General features: G+C 71.9%; 12 protein-coding genes and 1 tRNA gene. 6 read left to right on the top strand and 7 right to left on the bottom strand.

Annotation, left to right across the window (positions count from 1 at the left end; translation table 11 throughout):
- Window positions 1-22 precede the first annotated feature (22 nt).
- From ACOJV9_RS00095 to ACOJV9_RS00115, 5 genes are all read left to right on the top strand, one after another.
- Window positions 23-832: a MerR family transcriptional regulator gene (locus tag ACOJV9_RS00095; RefSeq protein ID WP_420183148.1), complete on the top strand. Its 810-nt coding sequence runs from the start codon at window positions 23-25 to the stop codon at window positions 830-832.
- A gap of 164 nt (window positions 833-996) precedes the next feature.
- Window positions 997-1626: a dTMP kinase gene (gene tmk, locus ACOJV9_RS00100; protein ID WP_420183149.1), complete on the top strand. Its 630-nt coding sequence runs from the start codon at window positions 997-999 to the stop codon at window positions 1624-1626.
- A complete protein-coding gene (locus ACOJV9_RS00105) occupies window positions 1623-2762 on the top strand; it encodes a DNA polymerase III subunit delta' (RefSeq protein WP_420183150.1) in 1140 nt (379 codons plus the stop codon). The genes tmk and ACOJV9_RS00105 overlap by 4 nt, the downstream gene beginning before the upstream one ends.
- A 35-nt stretch (window positions 2763-2797) precedes the next feature.
- Complete coding sequence (locus ACOJV9_RS00110) at window positions 2798-4342, top strand: alpha/beta hydrolase (RefSeq protein WP_420183151.1); 1545 nt, start codon at window positions 2798-2800, stop codon at window positions 4340-4342.
- A 230-nt stretch (window positions 4343-4572) separates the two neighbouring features.
- Window positions 4573-4649: transfer RNA gene (locus tag ACOJV9_RS00115), tRNA-Thr, on the top strand.
- 169 nt (window positions 4650-4818) lie between these two features.
- Here ACOJV9_RS00115 and ACOJV9_RS00120 read toward each other — a convergent pair.
- The 3 genes from ACOJV9_RS00120 to ACOJV9_RS00130 all read right to left on the bottom strand — a co-directional run bounded on the left by ACOJV9_RS00120 (window position 4819) and on the right by ACOJV9_RS00130 (window position 8084).
- A complete protein-coding gene (locus ACOJV9_RS00120; protein WP_420183152.1) occupies window positions 4819-6171 on the bottom strand; it encodes a hypothetical protein in 1353 nt (450 codons plus the stop codon).
- Window positions 6172-6412: 241 nt separating this feature from the next.
- Entirely contained in the window at window positions 6413-7222 is an 810-nt protein-coding gene (locus ACOJV9_RS00125) for a PRC and DUF2382 domain-containing protein (protein ID WP_420183153.1), read from the bottom strand.
- A 52-nt stretch (window positions 7223-7274) separates the two neighbouring features.
- A complete protein-coding gene (locus ACOJV9_RS00130; protein WP_420183154.1) occupies window positions 7275-8084 on the bottom strand; it encodes a mechanosensitive ion channel family protein in 810 nt (269 codons plus the stop codon).
- Window positions 8085-8243: 159 nt separating this feature from the next.
- On the opposite strand from ACOJV9_RS00130, the gene ACOJV9_RS00135 reads away from it, so the two are divergent.
- Window positions 8244-8978, top strand: a complete 735-nt coding sequence (locus tag ACOJV9_RS00135; RefSeq protein WP_420183155.1) for a TetR/AcrR family transcriptional regulator C-terminal domain-containing protein — start codon at window positions 8244-8246, stop codon at window positions 8976-8978.
- A gap of 39 nt (window positions 8979-9017) precedes the next feature.
- On the opposite strand, the gene ACOJV9_RS00140 is transcribed toward ACOJV9_RS00135, so the two are convergent.
- The 4 genes from ACOJV9_RS00140 to ACOJV9_RS00155 all read right to left on the bottom strand — a co-directional run bounded on the left by ACOJV9_RS00140 (window position 9018) and on the right by ACOJV9_RS00155 (window position 12538).
- Window positions 9018-10181 carry a YibE/F family protein gene (locus tag ACOJV9_RS00140; RefSeq protein ID WP_420183156.1) on the bottom strand — a complete coding sequence of 388 codons (1164 nt, stop codon included), beginning with the start codon at window positions 10179-10181 and terminating at the stop codon, window positions 9018-9020.
- Window positions 10182-10290: 109 nt separating this feature from the next.
- On the bottom strand, window positions 10291-10953 hold the full coding sequence (locus tag ACOJV9_RS00145; protein WP_420183157.1) for a lysophospholipid acyltransferase family protein: 663 nt from the start codon (window positions 10951-10953) through the stop codon (window positions 10291-10293).
- Window positions 10950-11342, bottom strand: coding sequence for a thioesterase family protein (locus tag ACOJV9_RS00150; protein WP_420183158.1), 393 nt, complete (start codon window positions 11340-11342; stop codon window positions 10950-10952). Before ACOJV9_RS00150 ends, ACOJV9_RS00145 begins: the two co-directional genes overlap by 4 nt.
- Window positions 11339-12538: a glycoside hydrolase family 15 protein gene (locus ACOJV9_RS00155; protein WP_420183159.1), complete on the bottom strand. Its 1200-nt coding sequence runs from the start codon at window positions 12536-12538 to the stop codon at window positions 11339-11341. The genes ACOJV9_RS00150 and ACOJV9_RS00155 overlap by 4 nt, the downstream gene beginning before the upstream one ends.
- Window positions 12539-12560 lie beyond the last annotated feature (22 nt).

Below are 12560 nucleotides of genomic sequence, written 5' to 3' on the forward strand. Positions count from 1 at the left end.
CGTGAGGCGCCACGGTGGGTCCATGACCGCAACGGGACCGATGCTCGCGAGGGAGCGGGAGACTGTCGACATGGACGAGGTGCTCACGGTCGGGCAGGTGGCCCAGACCTGTGGCGTGACGGTGCGAACCCTGCACCACTACGACGAGGTGGGGCTGCTGTCGCCCTCGGAGCGGACGCCGGTCGGCTACCGGCTCTACACCGGGGCCGACCTCGAGCGCCTGGCGACGATCGTCACCTACCGGCGGCTCGGGCTCTCGATCGACGAGGTCGGGTCCCTGCTCCGGGGTGACGTCTCGGTCGTCGAGCACCTGCGCCGGCAGCGCGACGTGGTCCTGGGCAGGGTCGACGAGATGCAGCGTCTCGTCGACGCCATCGACGCGAGACTGGAGAGAGAGATGAGCGAACGACCCGCCACGACCGAGGAGCTGAAGGAGATCTTCGGGGACGGCTTCACGGACGAGTACCAGGCCGAGGCGGAGGAGCGCTGGGGCGACACGGATGCCTGGAAGCAGTCCGCGGCCCGCACGAAGCGCTACAGCCCGGCCGACTGGGAGCGGATCAGGGCCGAGGGCGAGGCGGTCGACGACGCGTTCGTCGCGGCGTTGACGTCGGGTCGGCCCGCGACCTCGACCGAGGCGATGGACGCCGCCGAGGCGCACCGCGTGCAGATCGCGACGTGGTTCTACGACCTGGACCACGGCTTCCACCGCGGGCTCGCCGACATGTACGTCGCCGACCCGAGGTTCACGAAGACCTACGACGATCTGGCGCCCGGCCTCGCGGCGTACGTGCGGGACGCGATCCACGCGAACGCGGACCGCCACGCCTGAGCCTCGACTTTCGCTCCCATGCGGGAACCTGAGGGGTCCGGAGGGTTCGTTTCCCTCCGGACCCCAACGGTTCCCTCCGGATGAGCTGGCCCGCGAGATGCCGCCGTATGCCGGGTGGTCCCGCCGCGTCCAGCGTGTCCGCCCGCTCGCCTAGGCTCGGGGGCGTGACCGACGGACTTCTTCTCGCCTTCGAGGGCGGCGACGGCGCGGGCAAGTCGACCCAGGTGCGCCTGTTGGCCGACGCGCTGCGCGCGCTCGGGCGTGAGGTCGTCGTCACCCGCCAGCCGGGCGGGACGCCGCTCGGCGCGGCCATCCGCGACCTCGTCCTGCACGGCGACCACGTGTCCCCGCGTGCCGAGGCCCTGCTCTTCGCGGCCGACAAGGCGCACCACGTGGACCAGCTCATCCGGCCGGCGATCGAGCGCGGCGCCGTGGTGGTCACGGACCGCTACACCGACTCGTCGGTCGCCTACCAGGGGTCGGGGCGTGACCTCGGTGCCGTCGAGGTGCACGACCTCCAGATGTGGGCGGTGGGCTCGCTCGTGCCCGACCTCACCGTCATCGTCGACGTGCCCAGCGAGGTGGGCCGCCGCCGCCGCGGTGAGGTGCAGGACCGCCTCGAGTCCGAGGGCGACACCTTCCACGACACCGTCCGCCAGCACTTCCTCGCCATGGCGCAGGGGTCGCCCCAGCGCTACCTCGTCGTCGACGGGACCTCCTCCCCCGAGGGCATCCACGACGCCGTGATGGGGCGGCTCACCTCCTCGGGCCTGCTCGCGGTCGGCGCCCCGTGACCGTCTGGCGCGACGTCATCGGTCAGGAGGCCGCGGTCGCGACCCTCTCGCGCGCCGTGACCGACCCCGGGTCGATGACCCACGCCTGGCTGCTCACCGGGCCGCCGGGCTCGGGCCGTTCGGTCGCGGCGCGAGCCTTCGCCGCGGCGCTGCAGTGCCCGAGCGGCGGCTGCGGGGAGTGCCGCGAGTGCCGGACGGCCGCCGACGGCACCCACGCCGACGTCGACGTCATCGCGACCGAGGGCCTCTCGATCAAGGTCGAGCAGGCCCGCGACCTCGTCGCGCTGGCGGCGCACCGGCCCTCCGTCGGCCGCTGGCGCGTCATCATCGTCGAGGACGCCGACCGGCTCACCGAGCGGGCCGCCGACGCGCTGCTCAAGGCGCTCGAGGAGCCGGTGCCCCGCACCGTCTGGATGCTGTGTGCGCCGTCGGTCGAGGACGTCATCATCACCATCCGGTCACGCTCGCGGCAGGTCCGGCTGCGCACCCCCTCGGTCGAGGCGGTCGCGGACCTGCTCGTCCGCCGCGACGGTGTCGACCCCCCGATGGCCATGTATGCCGCCCGCGCGGCCCAGTCGCACGTCGGCCTTGCGCGGCGGCTGGCGCGCGACGAGCACGCGCGCATCCGACGCCACGACGTCATCTCGCTCGCCTCCAGGATCCGCACGGTGGGTGACGCCGTCGACGCCGCGTCGGACCTGTCGACGATCGCGACCGAGGAGTCGCAGGCCTCCTCGGCCGAGCGCGACGCCGCCGAGAAGGCCCGGCTGCTCGAGGTGCTGGGCGCCGACCTGTCGGCCCGCACCCAGCCACCGCACATCCGCTCGCAGGTGTCCTCCCTCGAGAAGGAGCAGAAGGCCCGGGCCACCCGCTTCTCGCGCGACATGGTCGACCGCGCGCTCGTCGACCTGCTGTCGGTCTACCGTGACGCCCTGGTCCTGCAGATGGGCGCACCCACCGCGCTCGTCAACGAGGACTCCCGCTCGGTCGTCCAGCAGGTGGCCCAGGTGCTGCCGTCGGAGCGCGTCCTCGTCGCGATGGACGCGATCGGCACCGCCCGGGAGCGGATCGCGGCCAACGTCCAGCCGCTGCTCGCCCTCGAGGCGATGGCGCTCGACCTGCGGCTGCCTCGCTGAGTCCACCTGTCGGCTCGGGAACGTAAAGTCGCTCCATGCGTCGCGCCTCCCTCACCGCAGCCCTCGTCTCCGTCGCCCTGCTGGCGTCGGGCTGCAGCACGGTCGAGGACCTGTTCGCCCCTGACGCGCCGGCGCCGTCGTTCTCCCCGCAGGCGCCGCCCGCCGGCATGGAGGGCCTCGACGCGTTCTACGAGCAGCGGCTCGCCTGGGAGGAGTGCGACGGCGGCCAGTGCGCGCAGCTCGAGGTGCCGCTGGACTACGCGAAGCCCGAGGGCGACACGATCGAGGTCGCGCTCCTGCGGGTGCCGGCACGTCGGCAGTCGCAGCGGCTGGGGTCCCTCGTCGTCAACCCCGGCGGGCCCGGAGGCTCGGGCGTCGACTACGCGCGGGCCGCGGACTTCATCGTCGGCGCGGGGGTGCGCCAGCGCTACGACGTCGTCGGGTTCGACCCTCGCGGGGTGGGACGGTCGGCGCCGATCGACTGCGTGAGCGACACCGAGCTCGACGCCTTCCTCGGCTTCGACCCGACCCCGGACGACGCCGGCGAGGAGGAGACGTTCGCCGCCAACGCCCGGTCGTTCGCGGAGAAGTGCGGGGCCAACGCCGGGCCGCTGCTCGGTCACGTCTCGACCGTCGACGCGGCCAAGGACATGGACGTCCTGCGCGCCGCGTTGGGCGAGGACACGCTCGACTACCTCGGCAAGTCCTACGGCACCTACCTCGGCGCCACGTACGCCGATCTCTTCCCCACGCTCGTCGGCCGCTTCGTCCTCGACGGGGTCGTCGCCCCCGACCTCACGTCGCAGGAGGTCAACCTCGGGCAGGCCAAGGGGTTCGAGACCGCCACCCGGGCGTGGGCGGAGTTCTGCGTCGACAAGGGGAACTGCCCCCTCGGCGACTCCGTCGACGAGGTCATGTCCGGCATCCGCGACTTCCTGGCCCGGGTCGACGACGAGCCGCTCCCGGAGACCGGTGACCCTGCCGTCACCCGGCTCACCGAGGGCTGGGCCTCCACGGGGATCGCCGCCGCGATGTACGACCAGGGCATGTGGGACACGCTCGTCGAGGCCATGCGCGACGCGCTCAAGGGCAACGGTGCCGAGCTCATGGGCCTGGCCAACAGCTACGCCGACCGCCAGCCCGGGGGCGGCTACGCGGGCAACATCATGGAAGTCATCTACGCGGTCAACTGCCTCGACAAGCAGGAGTCCGACGACGTCGCCGCCCATGCGGCAGCGGCCGAGGCGGCGCGCTCGGAGGCGCCGACGTGGGGACCGTTCCTCATGTGGTCCTCCCTCCCGTGCGGCTCCTGGCCGGTGGAGACCGAGCGGTCGTCGGAGCCCCCGGCCCCGGTGAGCGCCGAGGGTGCGCCGCCGATCGTCGTCGTCGGCACCACCCGCGACCCCGCCACGCCCTACGAGTGGTCGGTGCGGCTGCACGACCAGCTGGCCCAGAGCACGCTCATCACCTACGACGGTGACGGGCACACGGCATACATGCGGTCCAGCGACTGCGTGGACGAGCCGATCGACGAGTTCTACCTCGAGGGCACCGTTCCCCGCGACGGCCTCCGCTGCTGAACCCGGCTTCCGTGCGCGCGACCTGCGGACATGCACGGGGTATGCCGTCCGCTCCCCTTGCGTGCGCGCTGGGGTCTGCGGCCCGATCCCGCGTCGTGCTGTGCATGTCCGGCGGCCCGGTCCGGGGTCGGACGAAGGGCCGGTCGGAGGGGCCGCGGTGGCCGGTTTCGCGATGGGCCGGGAGATTTCGTATACTCGTGCGGCGTGCTCGAGCACCACTCGCGCACCACGCCGCTTTAGCTCAGTCGGCCAGAGCGATTCACTCGTAATGAATAGGTCATCGGTTCGATTCCGATAAGCGGCTCCACGCACCACCGCAGGTCAGGCCCTCGGGACATCGCTTCCGGGGGCCCTCTGCATGTCCCGGTCGGCACGGGGAGGTGACGACGGAGGTGCGCCGCCCGCACCCGGGCGGACGGCACACCTCTGTCACGTGCTGCGCGCCTGAGCGGCGCGTCGGTTCCTCGCAGCGGTGGTCAGCCGCGTTCGATGCGCACGGCCGCAGGGGCGGGTGAGGTCGGCTCCTTGCGGGACTGCCGGCCGCCGTCGGAGACCGGCTCCTCCCACACGAACTCGAAGCTGCCGAAGACGTCCATGATCAGGGGCGCCTGTCCGGCCGCGTTGTGGACGCGGAACAGCTCCTCGAACCCGAGCGGCACGAAGGTCGAGTTGGCTGCTGTCTCACCGAGCGCCGCGTTGACGTTGCTGATGGCCGGCTTCGGCATCTCGTTCTCGTACGCCGTCACATACGTGGACGCCGTCGGTCCGGCAATCGTCGTGTTGGCCACCAAGGCATAGGTGTCGATGCCGGCGACGGTCGCGGGCGCAGCGTGGAGCCGGGCCTCGTTCGCGCCGAGGGGCTTGGCCGGGCCACCGATGCCCGATCGCGTGTCGATGATGCGGCGCGGGGGCAGCGCCCGGAACCGCAGACCGTCCATCTCGGTGGCGTACAGCCCGACGACGTCGATGATCACCTGGACGGAGCCCGGGCCACCGTTCTTGACGCTGAAGCCGACCTCCGTCCCGGACACGCCGGACGAGCCGACGCTCATGTTGGCGATCACCTGACCCTGTCCGTAGTTGACCGTGGAGAACGTTGCCGGCTCGTGGCTGAAGGCGGTGCCGGCGGACACGAAGCCGGGACGGCTGCCCTGCAGAACCGTGATGTTCGTGGCGAGGGCGGTGATGTTGGAGGCGTAGGGGCCGAAGTCCATCCAGATGGTGACGTCCTCGCCGGAGGAGAGAGCCCCACCATCCTGGCGGGAGTCGAACGCCCGCTCCGGTTCCAGGGTGAAGTACCCGGCTCCCGGGCCGGTGGTGGGCGCCACCTCTCCGTGGTAGTAGCCCATGACGTCAGCCAGGATGTGCGTGGTCCCGGTGCTGTTGTAGATCCGGACCCGCCCGTCGCTGCCGACGGGCACGGTGACCATGTTGGCGCGGTTGCTCCGCGCCACGACGTTGAGGTTCGACGTCGCCGGACGGGGCGTCCCGGACGGGTATGCCGTGAGGAACGTCTTGGTGCTCGGGGCGACGGCCGTGAGGTTGAGCACCACGGCGGAGACGCCGCTCGGGACACCTCCGCGGCCGGCGACGAGCAGCGAGACCTCGCCACCGGCACCGACGAGCGCCTTGGGCGCCCCGTTGCCGGTGCGCGTGTCAAGGATGCGAGTCGGGTTGATCCCGACGTACGTGCCCTGCGCCCCCTCCAAGCTCGATGCTGCGGACGTGCTGGCAACCTGCGCGGGCTGTGCCGCGGCGGTTCCCCCCATACCTGCTCCCACCATGGCAGCGGCGGCGATGCCGACCACGACCGGGGTCCTTGCGAACATGCTGTCTCCCTCGACTCGAGCCACGGACGTGTGCGTGGCTGGACGAACGTAGCTCCTCCTCCGCACCGCAACCCTCCGAATGGGCCATATCCGGCCCGCTGGATGCGACGGTCACGGCATTGACGCGCTGGCCGGCCCGCGCCGAAGGCGGCAGCCGTGGGCAGGCGACCGACAGCACCGACCCCCGCCTCCCCTGACGGGGAGACGGGGGTCGGAAACCTCGAGGTGGTGCGAGGTCGAGTCAGCGACTGCGGTCGGACTCCTCGACGCCGTCGGCCTCGATGTGCTCCTTGCGGACCTCGCCGGAGACCTCCTGCTGCTCGGTCACCTGCTCCTTGCCGAGACGCACCCGCTCGACGGGGACGGCCTCGGTCGTGACGACCGGGCGCTCCTCGTGCAGGGTGACCTCGTGCTCCTCCTCGGAGATCTCGGGACCGGACATCGCCTCACCGCGGTTGCCCTCGGTGATCGGCTCACGCTCGAGTCGGACCTCCTCGCGGGTCACCGGAACCGTGATCTGCTGCTCCTCGGTGGTCACGTACTTGCGGAGCCGGGCGCGACCCGTCTCCCGGGTCTCGGTGCCGACCTTCAGCTGCTCCTCGGACCGCGTCATCGCGCTGTCCGTGTCGGGGCCGGAGGTGTCGCCACGATCGCCCTGGTCGGTGCGGTCACGGACCTCACCGCCGTCGTACGCGGTCCCGGTGTCGTCGAGGCCGCCGTCGTCGGCACGGCCGGCGTCACCGACGCCGTAGTGCTCGTAGAGCCGCTGCTCCTCGTCCGGGCTGAGGTGTCCGTCGTCCGGGCTCACGTGGGGGGCGTCCTTGACGACGTCCTTGGTGAACGGGACGGTGACCCGACCCTCACCGAGGTCGGCCGAGCCGAGCGGGACGAAGCTCTCGTTCATCCCGAAGAGGCCGGTGTTGACCGTCACCCACTCGGGGCGACCGGTCTGGTCGTCGACGTACACCTGGCCGGCGCGGCCGATCTTCTCGCCGTCGCTGCCGTAGACGTCGCTGCCCATCACGGACTGGATCTGGTTCTCGTCAAACATGAGTCCTCCTGTGGTGCGTGGTGCTGTGGGTGGGATCGGTGTGCGGGGTGAATCAGTACTGCGTGGTGGTGCTGCCACTCGAGCCGGTGCCCTGGTCGTAGACGCGGGTCTGGTCGTCGCCGGCCTCGACCCTGGCCGCCGCCCTGGCCTGCTCGGCCTGCGCGCGCACGCTCGGGGTGTCGGCCGCCTCGGCCTTGACGCGGGGCAGCTCCTCCTCGGCCTTGACGAGGTAGGACTCCCAACGGGCCTGCATCGGCTTGATGAGGCCACCACCGACGCCGACGATGAGGATTCCGCTGATGGTCGCCAGGACGGCGACGAGCACCGGCAGCGTGACCGTGGTGGCGATGCCCACCTGGTTGAGGGCCGCGATGACGCCCAGGCCGATGATGAAGAACGCGGCGATGTTGGCCAGGGTCCGGCCGTAGGAGAGGCCGCCGAGGGTGTTCGAGAGCAGCTCACGGACCGCGGTGGCGATGGCTGCGGCGACCACGATGATGATGATCGCGACGATGGCGCGGGGCAGGAACGCGATGACGCTGGCGAGCAGGTCGCTGATCGGGTTCGGTCCGAAGACGCCGAAGGCCATCTGCAGCACGAACAGCAGCAGCATGTAGTAGACGAGCTTGCCGACGATGTCGGAGGCGTCGTACTTGCTGTTCGCGAGTGCCTTCTTGATGCCGCCGCGCTCGACGGCCCGGTCGAAGCCGACCCGCTCGAGGATCTTGTCGACGGCCTTGCCGATCGCCTTGGCGACGAAGATCCCGATGATGAGGATCAGCAGGAACGCGACGAGCTTGGGCAGGAAGACGGCGATGGTGCGCAGTGCGTCGCCGGCTGCGTCTCTCAGTTCGTCAGTCATGTGTGTGGGGTTTCCTTACAAGGTAAATTTTCTCGGACCTGAGGGACGCTACCCGGACTGAACAGCGGAGATGTCGATGAGCGCCAGGGCAAATTCCATCGCCCGGGTGAGGCGGGACCCGGCGACGTAGGCTGAAGCGTCAGACCCAGGGAGGCAGACATGGAGGACATCGCCAGCGCCGACGCGGTGGGGGAGGGCCCCGAACGACGGTGGGGCCGACTCAACCGTCGGCTCATCATCGACCAGGCCGTCGCCATCATCGACGCCTCCGGACCGGGGGCCCTGACGATGCGGCGACTCGGCCAGGACCTCGGCGCCGAGGCCATGTCGCTCTACCGCTACGTCAACGGACGGGAGGACCTGCTCGAGGCGGTGGTGGAGCAGCTGGTGGGTGAGCTGAGGGTCGATCCGGGCGGGCACATGCAGCCGATGGACGGATGGCAGGCCTTCCTCCAGTGGATGGCTCACGAGGTTCGCCGGCTGGCCCTGGCGCACCCGAACGCCTTCCCGCTCATCGCGACCCGTCACCCGGCGGCACCGTGGTTGCGGCCGCCGCTGCGAAGCCTCCGGGTGGTCGAGGACTTCCTCGACGGCCTGACGTCGCGGGGTTTCACCGACGAGCAGGCCGTGGCCGCCTACCGGTCCTTCACCAGCTTCCTGCTGGGTCACCTCCTGCTCGAGTCGGCCACCCGGGGCGCCAGCACCGCCCCCGTCGAGGAGCCCCTCAACGAGGGCGACGCCGACGTGCCCAACGCCGACGTCGACGTGGACCTGACCGACTACCCGGCGGTGGCCAGGCTGCGCGGCACGCTCTCCGAGGACCACACGGAGGACGAGTTCGAGAAGGCGCTCGAGGCGCTGCTCGAGCGGATGGACCTGTCCCTCAGCCAGTGAGGTGCCCGGCGGCATCCCGCCGGGGAGACGCCGCGGAGGTCAGGCCGTCCGGGCCTGCACCCGCTGCTGCGTGAAGGCAGCCAGGGCCGTCGTGATGGGGACGGCGGCCACGAGCCCGAGGGTCGCCACCGCGCTGCGGACGATCTCCTGCGCGACGACCTGGTCGGTGACGACCCCGCCGAGCGAGTCGTCGCCGGCCACGATGAGGATGAGCAGCGGCAGGGAGGAGCCGGCATACGCCAGGACGATCGTGTTGACGACCGAGGCGATGTGCGACCGGCCCACCCGGCTCGCGGCACCGTAGAGGTCGCGAAAGCCGTATGCCGGGTTGGCCTGGGCGAGCTCGGTCACCGTGGCGGCCTGGGTGACGGTCACGTCGTCGAGGACACCGAGGGAGCCGATGACGATCCCGGCGAGCAGCAGCCCCTGCATGTTGATCCCCAGCGACATCCCCACCGAGGTGGAGATGTCGTCGGTCATCCCGGTGAGGTGCAGCGCCGAGACGGTGACCGCTGAGAGGATCCCGGTCAGCGTGAGGCAGGTGAGCGTGCCCAGCACGGCCACCGTCGTCGACAGGCTGAACCCGTGGGTGAGATAGAGGACGGTGAGCATGATCGCTGCCGAACCCACGATGGCGACGAGCAGGGGTGACTCGCCGCCGAGGATGGCAGGGACGACGAAGAGGACCAGCAGCGCGAACGTCACCCCGAGCCCGGCCAGCGCGGTCAGTCCCCGCCACCGCCCGAACGCCACGAGCGCCAGGGCGAAGGCGATGGTGAGGACGGTGAGGCCGCGACCGCGCTGGTGGTCCACGATGGCGTACTCGACGCCCTCGGGGGCCTCGAGCCGCAGCAGGACGACGTCCTCGCCCTCGGCGATGGGCGGCGCGCCCTGCCCGGTGGGGAGCGGCGCCTCCACCACCTCGGCGTCGGCGGCGTCACCGAGACGGACGCGCGCCGTGCCGCACCGCTGGTCGCCGGCCGGCTCCTGATCCGGTGGGCACGGCTCCGTCTCGACGGAGGTCACCCGGCCATTGAGCTGCTCGGCGCTCGACTGCTGGTCGACAGGGGCGACGTCCTCGGTCGGCCACAGCCAGGCCAGGGCGGCGAGGGTGATGACGGCGATCGGCACGATGACGGCCAGCGCCAGGCGACGCATCGAGAGCGACTCCTCGACTCCGTGCCGCGCGTGGTGTCCGCCCATGGCCGCCGTCCTCGTGGGGAAGCGCCGGCCGGGTCGGTCGACGTCACGCCGATGCTATGCTGACGTGGGCGCGGATCGGCGGCGCGGCAGCGCAGCGCAGGTCAGCGACTCAGCGGGCCTGCCACATCGTCTGGGCGGCGGCGACCTGCTCGCGGATGGCGGCCATGATCGCGTCGGTCGCCTCCCGCGCCGCCACCTCGTCGGTGCGCCCGGCCCATCGGGTGAGGTCGACCGGCTGGCCCACCGAGAGGCACGCGGTGTGCCGGTGCCAGATGTGCTCGGTGCCCTGCTTCGGGCCCCAGGTCCCCACCGGGATGACCGGCGCCTCGGGGTGCCGCAGCGCCAGGCGCGCCGCCCCGGTGCGTGCCGGTCCGGGCATCTGGTCGGGCTCCCGCGTCAGCCGGCCCTCCGGATAGAGCGCGACGAGCTGCCCCTTGCCGAGCCGCTCGGACGCCCGGTCGAGCGCCTCCCTGGCCGACGCGGAGCCGCGCGCCACGGGGATCTGACCGGTCGCCCGGGCGAGCGCCCCGACACCGGGCCACCCGAAGACCTCCTGCATCGCCAGGAAGTGCGGGAAGCGACGGTGCCCGATGACGACGCGTGCCACCGCCAGCGGGTCGGTCATCGTCAGGTGGTTGGCGACGACGATCACCGGCCCGGTCGCCGGGACCGAGCCGGCCGTCCGGAACCGCACCCGGTGCGCCGCCTTCGCCGCGACCCAGACCAGCGCGAACCCGGCGGCGTTGCGTGCGTGCTGTCGCGGCGTCGTCACGCGAACCTGCCGAGGTAGCGGTCGACGTCGACGACGACCCGCGTGATCTCACCGGTCGCGACGAGCGTCCCGTCCGTATGCCGTCCGCTCACCCGGAAGCGCTGGAGCCGCCCGTCGGAATAGGACGGGTCCGACGTCACGGTCACCTCGGCGCCGACGGGCGAGGCGGCCAGGTGCTGGAGGTCGACCCGGGTGCCGACGCTCGACTGGCCCTCACGCAGGACCGGCTCGACGGAGGCACAGGCCGCCTGCTCGAACCAGGCGAGCAGCCGGGGCGTGGCGAGCACGGGCAGGCTGCCGGAGCCGAGCGCCTGCGCCGTGTTGGCCGGAGTCACCGTGAAGGCCAGCTCGACCGAGACAGGAGCCGCCGGCCCACCGGTCGTCCTCACGGTGCCTCCAGCTCGTCGAGGGTGAGCAGCACGAGCGCGGCGGTCCAGAGCAGGGGAGCGGGCCCGGCCGGCTGGCCCGACCGGTTGACCTTCTCCGGGAGCGAGCCCCAGGGCGTGCGGTGGGAGTCCAGCCAGTCCAGCCAGTGCTCGGCGGTCTCGTGGCGGCCCACGGCGGCCGCGGTGTAGGCGACGAGGGCGGTCTCGGGCGTCCAGGACGTCCCGTCCTGCTTCCACCCGACACCCGGGGCCAGCCCACCGGAGGTGCGTATGGCCTCCCGCTGGTAGGCCAGCCACCGCTTGGTGGTGCGTGGGTCGTCGGGTCCGAAGGGCGGCATCATCATGGCGATCGCGGCGTCGAGCCCGCCACGGTCGCCGAAGCGCTCGAGCGAGGGCCCCATCGACGAGAAGACCCGCTCGGTGAGGCGCTTGGCCGCCTGACCCGCGGCCCAGCGCTCGGCCGAAGGCCCTCGGTCGGCCGTGGCCCGGAGACCGGCGACCATCGGCGCGACCGTCCCGAGCGACGTCTCCGACACCCAGATCTCCCAGTAGTCCGGCGAGGGCGGCGGCAGTCGCCACCCGCTCCACGTCAGCTGGAGGAGGTTGGTGAGGCATCGTGACCGCAGCTCGTCCGCCGAGGGGGGCAGCGCCGCGGGCGAGAGGGACCCCAGGGCCCACAGGACCCAGCCGCACCCGTCGGACTGCGGACCCCGGGGGACATCGACGACGCGCTCGCCGGTGAGCAGGTAGCGCGCGTCGAAGCCCTTCTTGGGGTCGAAGGGCAGCCGGGCCAGGAAGTCGACGATCGCCCCGGCCTCCTCGGAGTGCCCGGTGCGGTCGAGCGCGAGCGCGATGAACGCGCCGTCGCGCGGCCAGAAGTAGTCCCACTGCAGGGCCGCCCCTGCCGCCGGCGCCTTGCCGGAGTCGAGGCCGCTCATCGCCTGGTGCAGGTCCATGAGGGCCCACCGGCCCATCGACTCCCACTCGGTGCCCGCACCCGGAACCGTCCCCAGCGCGACCCACTCACGGGCCGCCCGCACGAGCGAGGCACCGCGGGGGTCTCCGTCGACGATCCGGTACTGCGGAGGTGTCGCCAGCTGGGGCTCGGCCCAGACCTTCTCCTCCGAGGGCCGGGAGCCGCAGGCGACGAGGAGGGCGCAGCAGAGTGCGGTCAGCACCACCTGCACGGCACGGCGCACGTTCCCACCTCCTTGGTCTGCG

It is taken from the genome of Knoellia terrae (assembly GCF_048606435.1).
In the GTDB taxonomy this organism is placed as follows: Bacteria; Actinomycetota; Actinomycetes; order Actinomycetales; family Dermatophilaceae; genus Knoellia; species Knoellia terrae.